Source organism: Metasolibacillus sp. FSL K6-0083, from assembly GCF_038630865.1.
Taxonomy (GTDB): domain Bacteria; phylum Bacillota; class Bacilli; order Bacillales_A; family Planococcaceae; genus Metasolibacillus; species Metasolibacillus fluoroglycofenilyticus.
This window is the reverse complement of sequence record NZ_CP152046.1, coordinates 27655-48031: the sequence shown is the minus strand read 5'-3', so window position 1 is coordinate 48031 and position 20377 is coordinate 27655. Positions and strand designations below refer to the sequence as shown.

The following is a 20377-nucleotide window of genomic DNA, read 5'->3' as shown; positions in this document are numbered from 1 at the left end:
TAATGTTGGTCATTTAACCATTACTCACACATATTGGGGTGTTCCTATACTGCATTCCTTTTTGTCAGCAGGTGTTAGGTCATTTGCCGAAAGAAGTGAATTAATGTATGCAAAAAAGCTAGTACCATTATTATTCGTGGTACTAGCTTTCTTTCTAAATTGTAGTTAGTTTTCTGAATTTTCCGTATTGTTTGCGTGCCAGGCACATGCGGGGATAATCGCTATGAGCAATAATACGACTAAACTCCACATCAACGTCTGCATATCGAATAAATCTACCATCAATCCTCCGAATAAAGGACCAATCATGCGACCAATTGTTGTGGCGCTATTAACAATACCTTGATAAAAGCCTTGTCGTCCCTTAGGTGCAAGGCGATTGGCAATGGTAGGAATTACAGGTGTGAAAAACACTTCTCCCAACGTTAAAATCACCATTGCCGTTGCAAACATTGTAAATTCTTCAGCTATTGCAACGATGCAGAAAGAAAATGACATAAGCACAAGTCCTAATACGAGCTGGTGCTTTAATTTCTTTTCCCACCGGCGAACGAGTGGGCGAATAATTGGTTGGAAGCCGACAACGAGCAAGCCATTAATTGTCCAAATCACACTGTACTGTGATAAAGACATGCCTAAGCCTTGTGTATAGGAAGAAATTGTGGCGCTCCATTGTGAATAAGACATCCAGCATAACACTAATGCCAAGCATAAAGTTAATAATGCATAAAGCCCTGCTCTGGACTCTTTGTTGCCTCTTTCAGCAATCACATTTTTCGGAGCCATGCTCTTCGTATCAAATCGCTTATATGTTAGCACAACGAGCGTAAAAAAGATGAAATACGTAAAGAAATTCGCTTTGAATACATATTCAAAATTAACATCTGCGATAAAGCCTGCCAATGCTGGACCGACAGCTACACCAACATTATTTGATAAAAACAATGTGTTAAAGGCTTTACGTCCTCCTTCTGGCCATGCAGCACCGATTAATGCATACATCGCAGGGAAAACAACACCACCACTGAAGCCAATAATTGTTAAAAGAATGACATACGGCCACCAATCATGCCAAAACACAAGTAGCCCTAACGTAACGATATTCAAGGTGACGCCAATGACAATGGTTTTAAAGCCACCAATTCTATCAAATAAATAGCCACCTAATAGATTGCCAATAACTGCTGCTAATGAGTTCAACATCAAAACAATTCCTGCAATCGTTAATGTTTTTCCAAGATGATGATGAATATATATACTATTTAATGGCCATAAAAAGGAGCTCCCTACTGTATTAAGAAACATCCCTATGACCAAATACCACACTTGTTTCGGCACATTCTCTCCTCCTTTATTTTCAGCTAGCAATTGCACTCTATCATGAAATTTCCTTATTAATTATTCAATATCCGAAATAACAGTCTATGCCTATTTTGCAAAACTTACAAGAAAAATATTTTTCTGCATGTTAAATGATAAAATTGCGTGTTACAATCAATGGTTAGAGGAGTGACTATAGTGGTAATAAACCAATTTCCTTTCCCTTCTGACGGGAAGCGTTACTATACATGGAATCGCTATTTACGTAATGAATTCGGACAAAAAGTTTATAAAGTAGCTCTAGATGCAGGCTTCGATTGCCCAAACCGTGACGGTACGGTTGCCTTTGGCGGCTGTACATTCTGTTCTGCGGCAGGTAGTGGCGATTTTGCAGGTAATAAAGTGGACCCAATTGCTGTACAATTCGAAAAAATTAAAGCGAAAATGCAACATAAATGGAAAGATGGCTTAACGATGGCTTATTTTCAAGCATACACGAATACCCACGCACCTTTAGATATTTTAAAGGAAAAATTTGAAGCGGCACTTGCTTGTGAAGGTGTGATGGGAATAAGTATTGCGACACGCCCCGATTGCTTACCAGACGATGTGGTTGAGTATTTAGCTGAATTAAATGAACGCACTTATTTATGGGTAGAGCTTGGCCTGCAAACAGTGCATGAAAAAACAGCACATTTAATTAACCGCGCACATGACTACGCGACATATGTGGAAGGTATAGAAAAGCTACGCCGTCATAATATCCGCATCGTTACACATATTATTAACGGCTTACCGCTAGAAACCTACGATATGATGATGGAAACAGCACGAGAGGTTGCAAAACTTGATGTGCAAGGTATTAAAATCCATTTGCTACATCTATTAAAAGGCACACCTTTAGTAAAGCAATACGAAAAAGGGCTGCTACAATTGATGGAGCAAGATGATTATATTCAGCTTGTTGTCAATCAGCTTGAAGTACTTCCGCCTAACATGATAGTCCATCGCATTACAGGAGATGGCCCAATTGATTTAATGGTCGGCCCGATGTGGAGCGTTAATAAATGGAGTGTCTTAAACGGAATTGATGCGGAGTTGGAACGCCGCAACACTTGGCAAAGTAAGTTTTATAAGGTGGACGAAAAATGAAATTACAACGAGTATTACAATATGCACACAGCCTTTTAGCAGATGTGATTCAAGAAGGTGATATCGCGGTAGATGCAACGGCTGGCAATGGGCATGATACATTATTTTTAGCTAACTTAGTTGGAGATGACGGCTATGTGTATGCATTCGACGTACAAAAAGAGGCAGTGGATGCAACATTACATCTTCTTTTGGATAATGCCTTAGAGCATCGTGCCCTTGTACTAAAGGACGGTCATGAAAACATCGCAAAATATGTCACAAAGCCTGTAGCAGGAGCCATTTTTAATTTAGGCTATTTACCAGGGAGCGACCATTCTATTATCACGAAACCAAACACTACGATTGCAGCACTGCAATCTCTTTTACAGCTATTAAAAATAGGCGGTATCATCGTCCTCGTGATTTACCATGGACATGAGGGTGGGGCTGAGGAACGTGATGAGGTGCTGCGTTACGTTAGCAGCTTACCTCAAAAATATGTACATGTGCTACGCTATGAATTTTTAAATCAGCAAAACACCCCTCCGTTTGTTATTGCCTTGGAGAAAATGAAGGATATGTAACTTCCGTCATCAAATAAAGCCCTAAAACACATGAAAGAGGCTGTCTGAAAAGTCCAATTTGTTGTGACGACGCATTCATCGCTTCTCTTTTACTGAAGGGTAACACCGCTAAAGCCAGTGTTCGTCACACTTTCAAAAGAGATTTTCTCTATTTATATGAGTTAATACTTTTGTAAAACGTCATCTCTACTGTCCAAAAAGCCAGCTATGCACGGCTTTTTGGACAGCCCTAGCTTCTATAATCAATTACTCCTTGGCTGAACACGTTGTTCTTAGATTGAGCCCTTTTAAATTTAGCGAGCGTCTCTAAACACCTGCTAAATTAACTGCAATTTCCTCGCCCGGAGATTTTTATACCTTCCATCTTGCTTTCAGTACAAAAGTAATCTACTGAAAATAGTTGATTATTCACTAAAAAAATGTGCTTTTCTTAGTAATAACTATGACTTATCACTAGCCTCAGTGCCTTCATGCCCTTTTATTTATTCCTCATCCACCCAGCTTGCGCGTGTTGCTACAAAAAAGGCGGCTATTACTGATAAAACAACGACGAGAAATGGGGCAACAAATATTAAAAAATCATTCACGATTTCACCCTCCTATACATGGTGGTCAGACTTACCTGACACATATTCCTTATTAAATACAAATAAGCGAAATACTAAGTAAAGTGACGGTAATAATAAAGCAAGTCCCGCTATAAATACAACGACTAATGCAATAGCCATCGCCTCGTTGGTAAAGCTATCATAAATTGTTAAATGCGGATATAGCAAGTATGGATAGTGCGAAACACCATAGGCAAAAAATGCCAATGCAAACTGGACGATGAGTAAAGTTAATGCCCAATTATAGTGCTTGCGCTTATATATGAAATAAACAGTTCCCATAAAGAGCAAGCCTGACAAGGCAAAGAGCCACCAGACATCTAGCATATTTTCATAATGCCAATTGTTTAATTGGCGCATTTCAATAATAATGCCGAACGCACTAATAATTAGCGGCCCTGCCCAAATAAGTACATATTTCCTCATAATTTCCGTTGCATCACGCTCTCCTGCCTTGTTAGCATACCAAGTTAAAAAGACAGCGGAAATATATAATACCGCCACAACGGAAAGCACGACGATTGACCAAGATAATGGGCTAGCTAACAATGCGCCATAGTCGAGCTTCGGATGCCCGCTATCCATATTGACAAAGCCGCCTTCTGAAATTGTTAAAACGACTGAAAAAGCGGCGGGAATAAATAGCCCTGCAACGCCATATGCAAGCGCATAGCCTTTATGTCCGCTAACACCGCTATAAGCTTCAAATGCATAATAGCTTCCTCGAATTGCCAACAAAATTAAAGCAATTGATGCAGGTACAATTAATACCGTTCCATAATAATAGGCTGTTTGCGGAAAAAAACCGACGACACCGACAAAGAAAAACACTAGAAATACATTGGTAATTTCCCAAACAGGTGATAAATAGCGCTTAATAATTTTCGTCAATGTTTGATGGTTTCCTCTAACCAAGCTATAAGCATTGAAAAAGCCTGCACCAAAATCAATGGAAGCAACAATGACATAGCCAAACAAGAAGAGCCATAACACAGATATGCCTAATATTTCTAATGCCATGAGCTTTCACCATCCTGTCTTGAATTTAATTCCTTTTCAATCGGATTACGTTTAAACATTCGCTGTAAAATAACGATACTGCCAACACCTAAAATAAAGTACACAACGGCAAAGGCGATAAATAAATATTCTACACCTGTCGCGGATGTTGCTCCTTCTGATGTGCGCATAATACCGTATAAAATCCATGGCTGACGGCCCATTTCCGCAAGCCACCAACCAGCTTCAATAGCAACAATCGAGAGCGGGCCACCTAAAACGATAAGCCATCTAAACCATCTCGCCTCGACCCAAGACCAGCGTCTCCATTTCCCTAGCACGAAAGCAGCGGATAATAAAATCATAAAGATGCCAATGGACACCATAATATCAAAGAAATAATGTATGATAAGTGGCGGATGCTCATCTTTTGGGAATTGATCAAGCCCAATTACTTCTGCATTAAAATCAGTATGTGATAAAAAGCTTAGCATTTTCGGCAGGCGGAATTCATATTTCACTTCTCCATTATCAAGTACACCGAATAAAATTAAATCAGCGCCTTCCTCCGTTTCAAAATGCCATTCTGCGGCAGCAAGCTTTTCCGGCTGATATTCCGCTAAATATTTTGCTGAAAAATCGCCAACAACTGCTGAAGCAAGCGCAAATATTAAACCGAGCTTCATCGTAAAAACAAGCGCTTTTTTATGATAAATATGATTTTCCCCACGCAATAATCGATAAGCTGCAATTGCTGCCAAAATAAAAGCAACCGTCATATAGCTTGTCGTTAAAACATGGCCAATTTTTGTTGGCATCGCTGGCGTAAACATCGCCATAAAGGGCTGAATATCAATAAGCGCATCACCTTTTACTGTGAAGCCCTGTGGCGCATTCATAAAAGCATTAACAATCGTAATAAAAACAGCCGACATGGAAGCACCGATACCTACTGGAATAAGCAACAGCATATGATATTTCGGATTTTTAAAGCGATCCCAAGTATATAAGTAAATACCAAGGAAAATTGCTTCAAAGAAAAATGCAAATGTTTCCATAAATAGTGGTAATGCAATTACTTGCCCTGCCAGCTCCATAAATTGTGGCCATAGCAAGGACAGCTGTAAACCGATAATTGTCCCTGTCACTACTCCTACTGCAACGGTAATAGTAAAACCACGCGCCCAGCGTCTTGCCATCATCGTATAATGAATATCATTTTTCTTATAGCCGACATATTGGGCGATTAAAATCATTAACGGCACACCTACACCAATCGTCGCAAAAATAATATGGAACGACAGTGTCAGCTCAGTTAAAGCCCTACTCCAAAAAACAGTTGAGTCCACCTTCTTCACTCCCTTAGTCATATTTCAACGAATACTTACTTAACTTGCCTTCATCGTAGCATTAAATATTACGGTAATCTATTTTCGTAGCTTCGTACAAACGTCTATTCACATAATCGACATACAGAATTTTGTCACAAAGTGTGTAAAACGGTTCATGGCTTGAGTGTAATCCTTTTCAAAAATGACAAATTTATTATACCTTTACAATATAGATATCAAGAAGCGAGGTGTGTATCGATGGTCTGGTTAAAGCAGCTTGCAGTTTCAGAAAAAAAATACTTGCTACTGTTTGTACTATATAGTGCCATGCTTGCTGTGACGATTATTGGACAAGCATATAGCATTGTGAAAATTGTTGATAGCGTCTTTATTCAAAAATCATCATTTGAAGCTATTTTGCCATTTGCAGCGCTTTTAGCACTTGCCATCTGTACAAGACTTGCTACACAGGCAGCTTTACAGCTTAGCGCAAATCTCTATGCAGGCCGTGTAAAAACAAAGGTACGTCAGCAACTAATAGCACATTGGTCTACACCATCTTCCAAGCCTACCGGTGAAAAAATTGCTATTTTGCAGCATACTGTTCAAGAATTACATGGCTATTACGCACATTACATTCCACAATTCATTAAAACCTTGACGCTACCAGCAAGCATTATTATCACCTTATTTTTCGTGCATCCGACAAGTGCCATTATTATGCTAATTACTGCTCCTTTTATTCCTTTAACATATATTTTAGTGGGTATTCAAACAAAGGCAAAATCTGAGCAGCAGCTAACGAAAATGAATCGCTTCTCTAGCACATTTTTGGAAATGCTTTACGGCTTACAAACATTAAAACTATTTGGTAAAGCACGTGAGCAGGAGCAAAAACTCAATGAACATAACAAGCAATTTACAGAAGCAACTCTCACTGTCTTGAAAATCGCCTTTGCCTCTACCCTTTTTATCGAGCTTATTACGACGCTTGGTATCGGCTTAGTAGCGTTAGAAATTGGCTTTCGCATGATTGTTTTTCAAACACTTACTTTTGCACCAGCCTTTTTTGTTTTAACATTAGCTCCTGAATATTATCAATCCTTAAAGGAGCTTGGAGCCGCCTTTCACACAGGGAGAGGCAGCCTAGCCGCAGCAGAAATTTTACAAGATACGTTGAAAACACCAAAGCGAGAGCCTATTTGGGGGACAGCACATTTTGCCGAACCTCCCTCTCTCGCTTTAAAAAATGCTTCAATCCAATATCAACAGCAAGAAATTGGGCCCATTACAATGCATATTCCTGCAAAGCAAACCGTTGCTATCATCGGACCATCTGGTCATGGCAAAACAACCATTTTGCATATGTTAGCAGCGTTAATCAAGCCTGACGCAGGGCAACTATTTATAGATGAAAAAGAACAATCTACTATAGAAGAAACAAAATGGCGAGAAAGAATGATGCTCGTATCGCAAAAGCCCTATTTATTTGCCGCAACGTTACGCGAAAACTTGCAAATGGGGGCAAATTATTCAGATGAGCAATTGCTTGAAGCTTTACAGCAAGTAGAGCTCACAGCATGGTTCGGTCAGTTAGAGAATGGGCTTGAGACGAAAATTGGGGAAGGCGGTCTTGGTTTATCCGGCGGAGAGCAGCAGCGTGTTGCTTTAGCAAGGGCTTGGTTAAAAAAGCCGTCCGTTCTGTTGTTAGACGAGCCCACTGCCGCGCTCGACGTTCAAACAGCAGAGGCTGTTCATCAGCTTATTCAGCAATTTCACCATCGTAGTACCGTCGTTATTGTCGCACATCGCTACGAAAGCATCGCACATGCTGATATGATTTATGAAGTAATTAATGGGCAACTGAAAAAGGGGTGAAAAACATGTGGAAAATGATTTTAAGTGAAAGAAGGGATTTTTTATTAGCACTTTTAGCTGGAACGATTAGTGGCTTAACAGCCGTTGCCCTATTTGCACAAAGCGGCTTTTTAATTTCAAAGGCAGCGCTGCTACCGCCGTTTTATATTATTTTAATTTTAACAGCCTTTTTAAAGCTATTCGGTGTTGCTAAATCGGTTAGCAAATATGCAGAGCGCTATATTTCACATCGCGTGACGTTTTCCTTGCTTGAAAAAATGCGACTACGCTTCTTTCAAAGCTTGCAACCACATGCGCACTCCCTTCTTTCTAGCTACCGCGGTGGCGATTTATTAACACGCATGACAAAAGATGTTGACACATTACAGCAATTTTTTTTACGCGTCGCTTATCCACCACTCGTTGCATTACTTGTTTTCTTTGGCACAATGCTTGTGACCATTTGGTTTTCTGTTTGGATTACATTGCTATTATTCATTAGCATGATTCTTTGCACGGTGATTTTGCCGATGCTTTGGCAAAACCGACAGCAATCGACTAGCCAGCAGCAGTATACAGAAAGCTTAACGGAATATTTTTACGGCTTAACCGACTTAACTGTTGCGGGCAAACGACCTGCTACGGAGCAAAATTTGCAGAAGCTAAGCATTCTGTTTGAGGAAGATTTGCAAAATGAAGAAAAAATTGCATTAAGGGCACAACTCGTCAACCAAGCGATTGCGCTCTTGACCGCCTTTACTGTCGTAGTTCTTGGCGCTTATTTTGTTGTCAATGGCTCCTTAGACGGGCTTTACTTAGCGATGCTGCTACTAATCGCTTTAACTGTTTTTGAAGTAGCGATTCCACTCGGCACTGTTCCAATGCATAAAGCAAAATCAGCACAAGCCTATGAACGTTTGGTAGCATTTGAGACAGCCCCATTATCAGTACAACCTTTACAGAAGGGTGATTTTCAAACATTGCAGGCCATGAACATTAGCTATCGCTATCCAAATAGTGATTTTCAAGCATTGCGCAATGTATCATTTACGATAAAGCAGGGCGAAAAAATCGCCATAGTTGGTCCAAGCGGTGCTGGCAAATCAACACTTTTCCAATTGCTTATTCATAATTTACAGCCGAATGCTGGAGAAATTTTATGGAATGGACAATCGACCGCAAAAATTCAACACGAAGAACTTTGGCAAAAACTAGGAATTATGCTTCAGCACAATCATTTTTTTAGCGGTACAATAAAGGATAATTTATTAAGTGAACAAAGTAATATGCGCATGCAGCAGCTACTAAATAAATTGCAATTACCATTTGCATTGGAGCAAGAAGTTTTAGAGCAAGCGCGTAATTTATCAGGTGGGGAACAGCAGCGTTTAGCACTTGCTCGTATCCTGCTACGTGATGTACCTGTCTATTTATTAGATGAACCATTTGCCCATCTTGATGCAAATTTAACAAACCTTTGCACTGATTTATTATTAGCATTACCTCAAACGGTTATTTGCATTACGCATAAGCTAAATGAGCTCGAACATTTTGACCGAATTTTCGTTATTTATGAGCACCAACTTGTAGAGTTTGGTCATTACGATGATTTAATCAAAAAGCAAGGGATTTTTTATAAGATGAGAAATTTAGAGCGTCCAAACGCCGTAGAGTAGCCGGCATTTGGACGCTGTTGTTCTACTGTTTAGATAAAATATTTACTTATGAAAATAGCAAAAGCCATCTTTGAAAACATGGAGAAATGCTGGGGTTAGCGGTGTTTTTCTTATATGAAAGAGCAAACTTCCTTTTAAGGTGTGTCACTAAGGGGATGCGTTTTTTATTAGGTACATACTATTGATTGTAGCCGAAGGGGCGACTAAGGTCGCGACATCCTGTGGTAACACCTCCATGACCAGCATCGTGTTGGCCTCGTGCGGAAATCTGGCTAAGGCTGAAATAAATTAGTTGCCCCTGCACCCCGTAACAGAAATCAATGATTTCCTAATAGAATTTGTAAAACAAAGGATAATAAACAAACCCTTTACTGTATAAACTAGTTGTCAGACGACTGATTTTATGTTAGGATAACGAATGTATAACCTCAATAATATGGTTTGAGGGTCTCTACCAGAAACCGTAAACTTCTGATTACAAAAATTTTTATTTTTGTAATCAGAAGTTTTTTTGTTTGGAAAGAAAGGATGATTTTATGAGCTGGAGAGTGTATATTCTTGCTATTACTGCGTTTGCGGTTGGTTTAGTTGAATTAATTGTAGGAGGGATTTTACCTAATATTGCAAAAGACTTAAATGTTTCAATTTCTACAGCGGGACAACTTATTACTGTTTTCGCTTTTATTTATGCATTATCTGCCCCACTCCTTCTATCATTAACAGCGAAAATTGAAAGAAAGCAATTATTTATTATTTCATTAGTTATTTTTGCTTTAAGTAATTTAATGATGTATGTAAGCACGACATTTACAGTCGTTATGATTGCACGCATTATTTCTGCGATGAGCACGGCGCTAGTTATCGTTTTATCGCTCACAATCGCAGCGAAAATTGTAGAACCACGCTATCGAGCCAAAGCATTAAGCTATATTTTTATCGGAGTGAGCTCAGCCCTCGTAATTGGGGTTCCACTTGGCATCTTTATTACAGAAGCATTCGGCTGGCGTGCCGTATTTTTAGGTATTGCTGTATTGTCAGTTTTATCGATCGTCTTAAATAGCATTTTCCTAGAAAAAATGCCTGTCGCCGAAATTATTCCATTAAAAACACAGCTAAAATCATTAGCAGATGTCAAAGTGTTAAGTGCACAATTTACGACATTATTTATGCTAGCAGGGCATTATATGCTATACGCCTATTTAACAGCCTTTTTAGTAGAAGCTTTTGATTTAAGTGCCTCATGGATTAGCGCTTGCTATTTATTATTCGGCGTTTCTTCTGTTAGCGGTAATGCGCTAGGTGGCTGGCTAAATGATAAGCTAGGCACGAAAAAAACGATATTATTTGTCGTAGCCTCATTCACTGTTGTGCTACTTCTTATTCCATTTACAATCATTGCATTACCGTTATTTTTAATTATCACAGTATTTTGGGGGGCACTAAGCTGGGCATTGACACCGCCATTGCAAAATTATTTAATCCAAATAGCACCGAAAACATCCGATATTCAGCAAAGTTTGAATACCGCAGCATTACAAATAGGCATTTCAATTGGTTCAGCAGTTGGTGGCATCGTATTTGCTTTCACTTCATCTGCCATTTACTTATCTATATTTGGTGCCATTTTTGCTATCGCAGCTTTAGGCTGCGCAGCAATTTCTTTAAGAAAATCCCCTGCGACACAAGCGGTTCAGCATAGTTAAAACAAAAAGCTACCAAAAGCAAATCATACACTTTTGGTAGCTTTCATTATTCCCTTATGATTTTCCTTTGTTACGTTCAACCCAGAAATCTGCATTTTTAATACCCAGCTTAGTAGGGTCAAATTGTGGGTCTTTTCCTTCTTTTTTCTGTCTATCATAATCTTTTAATGCAACAATTGCTGGTTTCATAACGATTAAAATCGCAATGACGTTTACCCAAACCATTAATCCTAATCCAACATCCCCCATAGCCCATGCTAAATCTGAAGTACGTACTGTACCTAAAAAGGCTGCAATTAAAATGGCGAATTTAGCAATCCATATACCAATTTTCTCCGCTGTTCCAGAGAATAAATAAGCAACGTTTGTCTCAGCAATGTAATAATAAGCCATTATTGTTGTAAAGGCGAAGAAGAATAATGCAATCGCTACGAATGGTGCACCAAAGCCTGGAATAGCGCTTTCTACAGCATGTTGTGTATAAGTAGCCCCTTCTTTAATTGATTGTGCGTATGAAATTTGAGCGTCACCTGTATAATTATTTTGACCAAACTCACCCGTGTAAATCGTCGGGTAAATTTCATATTCTGCTGATTCATGCTGAACAACGATTTTATCCCCTTTTTCATCATGGACATTGTACATACCTGTAAATAAAATCATAAACGCTGTTGCTGAACAAACTAATAATGTATCAATATAAACAGATGCTGCCTGTACAATCCCTTGCTTAGCAGGATGAGATACTTCTGCTGCTGCTGCAGGGTGAGCACCTGTACCTTGACCAGCCTCATTTGAGTAAATACCACGTTTAACTCCCCAAGCAATAGCCGAACCTACGATTCCGCCAAAAATTTCTTGAGCACCAAATGCACTTGAGAAAATTAAACCGATAACTGTTGGTATTTCTGAAAAATTCATCACAATAATGATAAATGCCATAATCATATAAGCGGCAGCCATAAATGGTACGATAACTTGTGCCGCATTCGCAATTGATTTAACCCCACCAATAATAATTGTGCCTAATAAAACGATAATAATAACACCAGTAATCCAAGGTGCTAAACCAAAGGCATTTTCTACCGCACCTGAAATCGCATTAGATTGCACACCAGGCATTAAAAATAACATTGCAATTACTGCTATAACTGCAAATAATACACCAAACCATTTTTGTCCTGTACCTTTTTCAATATAGTAGGCAGGACCACCGCGGTATTCTGTTTCTTTTTCTTCTTTATAAATTTGCGCCAAAGTAGATTCAACATAAGCTGTTGCGGCACCAATAAAGGCAATAGCCCACATCCAAAATACAGCACCAGGTCCCCCCATACCAATCGCAGTTGCTGTACCTGCGATATTACCTGTACCTACGCGTCCTGATAAAGCAATAGACATCGCTTGGAATGATGAAATACCCTTATCAGATTTCTCCCCTTTGAACATCAACACAAACATGTCTTTAATAAGGCGTACTTGTAAAAAACGAGTAATAATCGAGAAAAATAGTCCAACTAGCAAAATAGCATAAATAAACCATGGTCCCCACAAAACATCATTTAAAAAACCTACAACTGACTCCATCAAAATCCCCCTTTGAAACAATGTATTATTTTGAAATTTACTATATTACATATACATTTTTTATGCAATACATTTTTTAAAAGATTCTAAATATTTCGTGTCCCAAAATTCTGAAAAGTTAGATTCCATAAGCCTTTAAGCCAAAAAAAGTATACTAGAAATACATCTAGCATACTCAATTTTCATCTATTAAATATTTTAATAAAGCGTTTCCAATGCCTATTTTTCAAATAAAGTCAACATTGTATGTAAAGTATTTTCACATGACACAACCCGCAAAATTTATTATCAAATAAATATTTTATTCTAGTATTTTTACATCGTTAAATTATATAGCCTAACGAGCGCAACACATTATTCATAAAATCTTTTGTGTATAAATATACTTCTTCTCTTTCCATTTCAAAATATAAACTGTGCTGACAATCCGACCATTCTTTATATTGAAAATGAGTTAATGGTTGTTGTAATAACCAATTTTTTGATACTTGTATATCGGTAATTGAATCCCTTTCTCCCGTCATCATTAAAATAGGTAAATTCGGAAATTTCACTTCTACATTTTTTAAACGCTTCAGTAGCTGTTGCAAATCTTTATACCACTTTACTGTAACAGTTGTATTATGAGGAACATCATCCTTTAGCTCCTCATATACCTCATAATTTCGAGACATCCGTTGCATCGTAATATCATGCTGAAGCTTGACACTAGAAGTCAACGCACTAATACTTGTTAATGCATTTGACATTTTACCAGGCTGTAGCTTGAGCTGTAGCCAAGGCGACACAAATATGGCGCCTGCACATTCTAATTTCTTTTTTTGTAAAACATTCATTAATACTGTTGCACCTAAACCATTCCCTATAACAAATACAGGTAAGTTTTCAGATAACCCTATTTCTACCAACTGTTTTACATAGTCCTCATATTTAAAAAAATCCTCATCATGGTAGCCTCTATTCTGTGCCTGTTCTCCATGGCCTGGCAAATCTCCCATTACAACGTGAAATCCTGCACTACGCAGCTTTTCAATGAGCCAAGCATACCAGCGATGATGCTCATATGCACTATGGACAATTGCCACAACTGCCTTTGGCTGCCCATCAGCCTCCCATTTCCACATTGCAATCCCTCCTACATTCTAAAACTTAAATTTATTGTTATCCTACTGTCGCTCATTATATACATTTATCCTATATTAACACTGAAGATTCATTATATCTTTTATTACGATTGCTACAATAGATTCTTCTATTATAATCGGTTTTTTAAGCATTGTTTAAATTTTATTTTCTATTTTTCTCTACTTTTGATACGATGGTTGCATAGTGTGTATAAAGAAAGGAAGCGTTTTTATTATGATTTACCCATATAAAGGGATACTACCCAAAATTGATTCCTCTGCATTTATTGCAGATTTCGCTACGATAACAGGCGACGTTACAATTGGAGAGGAATCGACAATATGGTTTAATACAGTTATTCGTGGTGATGTAGCAGCAACAATTATTGGCAAACGAGTTAGTATACAAGATTTGAGCTGCATACACCAAAGTCCAAATAACCCTGTAATTATTGAAGATGAAGTAACGGTTGGTCATCAGGTGACATTGCATGGCTGTACCATTCGCAAACGAGCACTAATCGGCATGGGCTCAATCATTCTTGATGGAGCTGAAATTGGAGAAGGTGCGTTTATTGGTGCGGGCAGTCTCGTTCCCCCAGGTAAAAAAATACCACCAAATATGCTCGCAATGGGGCGTCCCGCAAAGGTCGTACGCGAAGTAAATGCAGAGGATCGTGAAGACATGGATCGCATTATTCGTGAATATGTAGAAAAAGGCCAATATTATAAATCATTGCAAACAAATATGTAAAGGGACTTTACATATTTGTTTGCAACGAGGATAGTAACAATTTATTGTTACTACCGCAGGAGCACACCCTCCCTTGCGACGAGGATGTTGACTATTCATTGTCAACACCACAGGAGCACTCACTTCATTTGCTTCTGCATCTGGCACCTTGCTATCGCTATAAATAAGATTTGTTACTACACTTCCGCTCTGAATCTATATAAAAAAAAGAGCTGTCTGAAAGCAGCGCGTCTGCCTGCTTTCGGACAACCCCTTCACTATTATTTCACTAATAATGCTGCTTTTTCCTTTAATACGTCTGCTTTATCTGTTTGCTCCCAAGGTACATTCAAATCTGTACGACCGAAATGTCCATAAGCTGCAGTTTGTTTAAAGATTGGTCGGCGTAAATCTAACATTTTAATAATACCTGCTGGGCGTAAATCAAAGAGCTCACGGACCCATTCTACAATTTGAGAAGATGGCACTGTTCCTGTACCAAATGTATCTACAGCAATTGATACAGGCTGTGCCACACCGATTGCATAAGCAAGCTGTACTTCTGCACGGTCTGCTAAACCAGCAGCAACGATATTTTTTGCCACATAACGCGCTGCGTAAGCCGCAGAGCGGTCTACTTTTGTCGCATCCTTACCTGAGAATGCCCCACCACCATGTCGCGCATAGCCTCCGTAAGTATCCACAATGATTTTGCGACCTGTTAAACCGGCATCGCCCTTTGGTCCACCGATAACAAAGCGACCTGTCGGATTAATAAAATATTTTGTTGCTTCATCTAATAGCTCAGCTGGTACAACTGGTGCAATTACAACACGCTTTAAATCTGCTTGAATTTGCCCCAATGTTACTTCTTCATCATGCTGTGTTGAAATAACAATTGTATCTACACGTACTGGTACATTATTTTCATCGTACTCAACCGTTACTTGTGTTTTTCCATCTGGACGTAAATATTTTAATTCATCTGATTTTCGCACTTCTGTTAAACGGCGCGCTAGCTTATGCGCCAAGCTAATTGGTAGCGGCATTAGCTCTGGTGTTTCGTTACATGCATACCCAAACATTAATCCTTGGTCACCTGCACCAATTGCTTCAATCGCCTCGTCTGACATTGAGCCTTCACGTGCCTCAAGAGCTTGGTCTACGCCTTGTGCAATATCAGGTGATTGTTCGCCAATTGCTACAAGCACTGCTAAGTTTTCAGCATCGAAGCCATATTTACCACGCGTATAGCCAATCTCTGCTACAGTGTCACGTACAATTCCTTTAATATCTACATAAGTAGAAGTCGTAATTTCTCCTGCCACTAGTACTAGTCCTGTCGTTACCGTTGTTTCACATGCTACACGAGCATTTGGATCTTCAGCTAAAATGGCGTCCAAAATTGCATCTGAGATTTGGTCGCAAATTTTATCTGGATGTCCTTCGGTAACACTTTCAGATGTAAATAGTCTACGATTTGTCATTTTGTTTCCTCCTATAGTTCCTGCGAATATGATACGGTACTCCTTACCCATGTCAAGCTTTTAAGGCGATGCTTTAATATAATAGAAGAGTATTTCATCCATTCTTTATCAAACTTCGCCGCTTCGGCTTTTACAGACAGTTAATGATTCACTACACTTTTGTGCATCAATCGTTTTCATAATGGCTGCCCATGAATATGGAATCAACTCAAACCATTACCGCCTCTTAACATAAGGTTTTTGAAAGGTATAGTCATAAAGAAAAGTTTTATCATCGTCTTAAGTTTAAGGCTGTCTTGCTGTTTAAGCATTTATCTATATAATAGTAAGCGTTGCGAATCGTTTCAAGCGCAGTGCTAGACAGCTAGTTTATCAACTAGGTTTTTCAATGACGAACTTTTTTAGGCAATAAAAAAACCTTTCACTCATAAGCATGAGAGAAAGGATTGTATTTTCGTTCCCTTTCACTCTTATCGTTCAAGGAGAAAGCTCCTTGCATCAGGTTGGCACCAACGCATGATGTGAAAAGTCATGCAGGTTGCCGGGCTTCATAGGGCCTGACCCTCCACCAGCTCGGGATAAGAGTATCCGTTCAATTTCATATAATACATAATTTTTTTTGCGCTGTCAAATACTATACACATCCATTCATTTTTTCCGATTTACCGACTAAAAATTTCATAAATTTCTCTCGAATTAGTATAGACTATTTCATTTAATGTGTTATACTTTTTGTAGTTAAAAGAAATGAATTCCCACCAAACTTGGGAATATTATAAATAAAAGGATGGTTTTAAGCGATGAATTCAGTAGAAATTGCAAACGAACTGAAAGATTTATTAAACGGTACAAATATTCATGTTCAACTTTCTGTTCCACAGTTAGTAGAAAAAGCAACATCTCGTGGAGAAGCAATTCTAACTGTTGACGGTGCATTACGTGCTGAAACAGGCAAATATACTGGTCGTTCTCCTAAAGATAAATATACAGTAGAAGAAGAAAGCACGAAAGATAAAATTGACTGGGGAAAAGTAAACCGTCCGATTTCTTCTGAAGTGTTTGAAAAACTATATGTAAAGGTAGTTAATTATTTAAAAGAACGCGACGAGCTTTTCGTATTTAATGGTTTTGCTGGTGCAGATAAAGATTCACAAATCGGTATTAAAGTTATTAATGAATATGCATGGCATAATTTATTCTGCCATCAATTATTTATCCGCCCAACTGCCGAAGAGCTTGCTACACATACAACAGACTTTACAATTGTTTCTGCACCAAACTTTAAAGCAGATCCAACTGTTGATGGAACAAATTCAGAAACATTCATTATTGTTTCATTAGAAAAGAAAGTGATTTTAATCGGTGGTACAGAATACGCTGGTGAAATGAAAAAATCTATTTTCAGCATTATGAATTATTTATTACCAGAGCAAGATATTTTATCAATGCACTGCTCAGCAAACGTTGGTGAAGCGGGCGATGTCGCTTTATTCTTCGGCTTATCTGGTACAGGCAAAACGACTTTATCAGCAGATAGCGACCGTAAATTAATCGGTGATGACGAACACGGCTGGTCAGACAATGGCGTTTTCAATATTGAAGGTGGTTGCTATGCAAAAACAATTAACCTTTCAAAAGAAAAAGAACCTGAAATTTATAATGCGATTCGCTTCGGCTCTGTATTAGAAAACGTTATTGTAGATGAAAATACACGTATTTGCAACTATGACGACGGTTCGTTAACAGAAAATACGCGCGTAGCTTACCCGATTGAGTATATTGAAAATATCGCAAAGCCCTCTGTAGCGGGACACCCACAAACAATCGTGTTCTTAACTGCAGATGCATTTGGTGTATTACCTCCAATCTCAAAATTAACAAAGGAGCAAGCGATGTATCATTTCCTAAGCGGCTTCACATCGAAGTTAGCAGGTACAGAACGTGGCGTAACAGAGCCAGAACCAGTATTCTCAACATGCTTCGGTTCTCCATTCCTACCGCTTCCTGCAACAGTTTATGCAGAAATGTTAGGTAAGAAAATTGATGAGCACGGCTCACAAGTATTTTTAGTAAACACTGGTTGGACTGGTGGCGAATATGGCGTAGGTAGCCGTATGAAGCTCTCTTACACACGCGCAATGGTGCGTGCTGCTATCGAAGGTAAACTAAGTGATGTTGAAACAACACAAGATGCAGTATTCGGCTTACACATTCCAACAGCAATTGAAGGTGTACCGTCGGAAGTATTAAACCCTCGCGATGCTTGGGCTGATAAAAATGCTTATGATACAAAAGCTAAGCATTTAGCAGGTCTTTTCAATGACAACTTCCAAAAATTCGAGAATGTTTCGGAAGATATTTCAAAACAAGGCGGTCCATTAGTTTAATATACTAGTAAAAGAGACGTCTGAAAAAGCGTGTGAAAGCACTGCTTTTCAGACGTTTTTTTTATTAAAACAATAAAAATATAAATCGATTTAAAAGGTTGTCAACACTAAATTTAATGCTTTTTCGTAAAATACTCGTTTAATTTTATTAAAATTTGACTATCCTCTCCTTATAAGTATTGGAGGAGATGGAACATGGAACATTCAGATACACAGACACACTCCCCTTCTAAGCTTTCACCTAATGCCCATCAGAAACCACTATTTACTTCATTACAACATACGATTGATACAATACAACAGACTGTTGGTTATAGTGATGATGTGATGGTGCGACAACTTTTTATCGGAGAATCAACTAAACAATCTTTAGCTATTGTTTATATAGATGGCTTAGTTAATAAAGCAGATATCACAAATACATTGTTGGAGCCCATCATGGGATTATTAACAGACCAAATTGAAGAAAATATTGAAAAAACAACTGATTTTTTAAAGCAATACTGCTTAACGATTGGCAATGTCCAAGAAATACAAAAATTTGCAACGCTCTACAGTGCGCTTTTCAATGGAAGTGCCATTATCATAGTGGACGGTTTAGCGACCGCACTTGCGACGAATATAAAGGACCCTAAAGACCGCCCTGTGATGGAGCCTGCAACAGAGTCTGTTATACGCGGACCACGTGAATCCTTTACTGAAACATTGCGTACAAATACAGCGCTCATTCGTCGTAAAATAAAGAACCCTAATTTATGGGTTCAAAGTAAAATTATTGGCGATGTTACACAAACAGATGTAGCAATTATCCATATAAATGGTATTGCCAATGATAAAATTGTTCAAGAGGTATTTGACCGACTCAATCAAATTGATATTGATGGTATTTTAGAAGGTGGTTATATTGAATCATTAATTCAAGATGCTCAATTCTCTTTGTTTCCAACGATGTATACGTCAGAGCGTCCAGATGTTATTGCAGGGGAATTGCTTGAAGGTAAGGTCGCCATTATGGTTGATGGTACGCCCTTTGTGCTAATTGTCCCTTCCCTTATTACATCGTTTTTACAATCATCTGAGGATTATTACTCAAATGCAATTGTCAGCTCTCTTATTCGGTTATTAAGATTTGTTGCAATTCTTATTTCATTAGTTGCACCTGCCTTTTATGTTGCCATCACGACATTTCATCATGAAATGCTACCAACACCTTTACTTATAAGTATTGCATCACAGCGGGAAGGTGTGCCGTTTCCTGCTGTAATCGAAGCATTATTAATGGAACTTGCATTTGAAATTTTACGTGAAGCTGGACTACGCATGCCACGCACTATCGGTCCTGCTGTCTCGATTGTTGGCACATTAGTTATTGGGGAAGCAGCGGTTACAGCGGGCGTTGTTTCAGCGGTAACAGTTATTATTGTCGCTTTAACTGCTATTTGTAGTTTTATTTTTCCGTCATATGGTCTTTCAAACTCTATTCGAGTTTTGCGCTTTCCTTTCATTTTACTAGCGGGAGGCTTTGGTCTTTATGGTGTCATGATTGGTATGTTAGCACTTGTTCTACATTTATGTAGTTTACGTTCATTCGGCATTCCATACATGAGTCCGTTTGCACCACTGATACTCGAAAATCAAAAGGATGCCATTTTACTGCTCCCTAGAAGATTTTTAAAGAAAAGACCTCGTTTAGTAAACCAAACAAATATGACGAGAGAATCAAAATATAAAAAAAGATATAAAAGATAAAGTGAAACTTCTATCAGTGGGGGTTTTCCTCATCCCCACTGATTGTTAGTTGAACCAATCGGGCTTTTACGGGCAGTTAATCTCTCACTTATCCTTTA

Annotated in this window: 14 protein-coding genes and 2 riboswitches; of the genes, 8 read left to right on the top strand and 6 right to left on the bottom strand. The window is 38.6% G+C overall.

Features of this window, described 5'->3' with window-relative positions:
* Positions 1–165: 165 nt before the first annotated feature.
* Positions 166–1338 carry an MFS transporter gene (locus tag MHB51_RS00210; protein ID WP_066161814.1) on the bottom strand — a complete coding sequence of 391 codons (1173 nt, stop codon included), beginning with the start codon at positions 1336–1338 and terminating at the stop codon, positions 166–168.
* Between the two features lie 159 nt (positions 1339–1497).
* Between MHB51_RS00210 and MHB51_RS00205 the strand changes: the two genes are divergently transcribed.
* Together MHB51_RS00205 and MHB51_RS00200 are read left to right on the top strand one after the other, a co-directional pair.
* Entirely contained in the window at positions 1498–2472 is a 975-nt protein-coding gene (locus MHB51_RS00205) for a TIGR01212 family radical SAM protein (protein WP_342558737.1), read from the top strand.
* A complete protein-coding gene (locus MHB51_RS00200) occupies positions 2469–3038 on the top strand; it encodes a class I SAM-dependent methyltransferase (RefSeq protein WP_066161808.1) in 570 nt (189 codons plus the stop codon). The genes MHB51_RS00205 and MHB51_RS00200 overlap by 4 nt, the downstream gene beginning before the upstream one ends.
* Before the next feature lie 599 nt (positions 3039–3637).
* Here MHB51_RS00200 and MHB51_RS00195 read toward each other — a convergent pair.
* Positions 3638–4666 carry a cytochrome d ubiquinol oxidase subunit II gene (locus MHB51_RS00195; RefSeq protein WP_066161803.1) on the bottom strand — a complete coding sequence of 343 codons (1029 nt, stop codon included), beginning with the start codon at positions 4664–4666 and terminating at the stop codon, positions 3638–3640.
* Positions 4657–5994, bottom strand: a complete 1338-nt coding sequence (locus MHB51_RS00190) for a cytochrome ubiquinol oxidase subunit I (RefSeq protein WP_235616037.1) — start codon at positions 5992–5994, stop codon at positions 4657–4659. The genes MHB51_RS00195 and MHB51_RS00190 overlap by 10 nt, the downstream gene beginning before the upstream one ends.
* Before the next feature lie 240 nt (positions 5995–6234).
* On the opposite strand from MHB51_RS00190, the gene cydD reads away from it, so the two are divergent.
* From cydD to MHB51_RS00175, 3 genes are all read left to right on the top strand, one after another.
* Positions 6235–7854, top strand: coding sequence for a thiol reductant ABC exporter subunit CydD (cydD, locus tag MHB51_RS00185; RefSeq protein ID WP_107943024.1), 1620 nt, complete (start codon positions 6235–6237; stop codon positions 7852–7854).
* 5 nt (positions 7855–7859) lie between these two features.
* Entirely contained in the window at positions 7860–9509 is a 1650-nt protein-coding gene (gene cydC / locus MHB51_RS00180; protein WP_342558736.1) for a thiol reductant ABC exporter subunit CydC, read from the top strand.
* A gap of 398 nt (positions 9510–9907) precedes the next feature.
* Positions 9908–10007: riboswitch (purine riboswitch) on the top strand.
* Between the two features lie 38 nt (positions 10008–10045).
* Positions 10046–11212, top strand: coding sequence for an MFS transporter (locus tag MHB51_RS00175; RefSeq protein ID WP_107943112.1), 1167 nt, complete (start codon positions 10046–10048; stop codon positions 11210–11212).
* Between the two features lie 54 nt (positions 11213–11266).
* On the opposite strand, the gene MHB51_RS00170 is transcribed toward MHB51_RS00175, so the two are convergent.
* A complete protein-coding gene (locus MHB51_RS00170; protein WP_342472135.1) occupies positions 11267–12799 on the bottom strand; it encodes an alanine/glycine:cation symporter family protein in 1533 nt (510 codons plus the stop codon).
* A gap of 323 nt (positions 12800–13122) precedes the next feature.
* Positions 13123–13923, bottom strand: coding sequence for an alpha/beta hydrolase (locus MHB51_RS00165; RefSeq protein ID WP_066161789.1), 801 nt, complete (start codon positions 13921–13923; stop codon positions 13123–13125).
* A 235-nt stretch (positions 13924–14158) separates the two neighbouring features.
* On the opposite strand from MHB51_RS00165, the gene MHB51_RS00160 reads away from it, so the two are divergent.
* Positions 14159–14677 (top strand): gamma carbonic anhydrase family protein, encoded by a 519-nt coding sequence (locus tag MHB51_RS00160; RefSeq protein WP_066161786.1) that lies wholly within the window; start codon positions 14159–14161, stop codon positions 14675–14677.
* Between the two features lie 260 nt (positions 14678–14937).
* On the opposite strand, the gene metK is transcribed toward MHB51_RS00160, so the two are convergent.
* Complete coding sequence (metK, locus tag MHB51_RS00155; protein WP_342558735.1) at positions 14938–16143, bottom strand: methionine adenosyltransferase; 1206 nt, start codon at positions 16141–16143, stop codon at positions 14938–14940.
* Between the two features lie 467 nt (positions 16144–16610).
* Positions 16611–16728, bottom strand: a riboswitch (SAM riboswitch).
* A gap of 215 nt (positions 16729–16943) precedes the next feature.
* Here metK and pckA point away from each other — a divergent pair.
* Both pckA and MHB51_RS00145 read left to right on the top strand, forming a co-directional pair.
* Positions 16944–18530 (top strand): phosphoenolpyruvate carboxykinase (ATP), encoded by a 1587-nt coding sequence (pckA, locus tag MHB51_RS00150; RefSeq protein ID WP_066161779.1) that lies wholly within the window; start codon positions 16944–16946, stop codon positions 18528–18530.
* Positions 18531–18725: 195 nt separating this feature from the next.
* On the top strand, positions 18726–20279 hold the full coding sequence (locus MHB51_RS00145; RefSeq protein WP_066161777.1) for a spore germination protein: 1554 nt from the start codon (positions 18726–18728) through the stop codon (positions 20277–20279).
* Positions 20280–20377: the final 98 nt, after the last annotated feature.

Bases quoted from the DNA above. Each gene is read 5' to 3' on its own strand.
- cydD (WP_107943024.1), top strand. From the start codon at position 6,235: ATGGTCTGGTTAAAGCAGCTTGCAGTTTCAGAAAAAAAATACTTGCTA.
- MHB51_RS00165 (WP_066161789.1), bottom strand. From the start codon at position 13,923: ATGTGGAAATGGGAGGCTGATGGGCAGCCAAAGGCAGTTGTGGCAATT.
- MHB51_RS00145 (WP_066161777.1), top strand. From the start codon at position 18,726: ATGGAACATTCAGATACACAGACACACTCCCCTTCTAAGCTTTCACCT.
- MHB51_RS00205 (WP_342558737.1), top strand. From the start codon at position 1,498: ATGGTTAGAGGAGTGACTATAGTGGTAATAAACCAATTTCCTTTCCCT.
- MHB51_RS00175 (WP_107943112.1), top strand. From the start codon at position 10,046: ATGAGCTGGAGAGTGTATATTCTTGCTATTACTGCGTTTGCGGTTGGT.
- MHB51_RS00200 (WP_066161808.1), top strand. From the start codon at position 2,469: ATGAAATTACAACGAGTATTACAATATGCACACAGCCTTTTAGCAGAT.
- cydC (WP_342558736.1), top strand. From the start codon at position 7,860: ATGTGGAAAATGATTTTAAGTGAAAGAAGGGATTTTTTATTAGCACTT.
- MHB51_RS00195 (WP_066161803.1), bottom strand. From the start codon at position 4,666: ATGGCATTAGAAATATTAGGCATATCTGTGTTATGGCTCTTCTTGTTT.
- MHB51_RS00160 (WP_066161786.1), top strand. From the start codon at position 14,159: ATGATTTACCCATATAAAGGGATACTACCCAAAATTGATTCCTCTGCA.
- MHB51_RS00170 (WP_342472135.1), bottom strand. From the start codon at position 12,799: ATGGAGTCAGTTGTAGGTTTTTTAAATGATGTTTTGTGGGGACCATGG.
- metK (WP_342558735.1), bottom strand. From the start codon at position 16,143: ATGACAAATCGTAGACTATTTACATCTGAAAGTGTTACCGAAGGACAT.
- pckA (WP_066161779.1), top strand. From the start codon at position 16,944: ATGAATTCAGTAGAAATTGCAAACGAACTGAAAGATTTATTAAACGGT.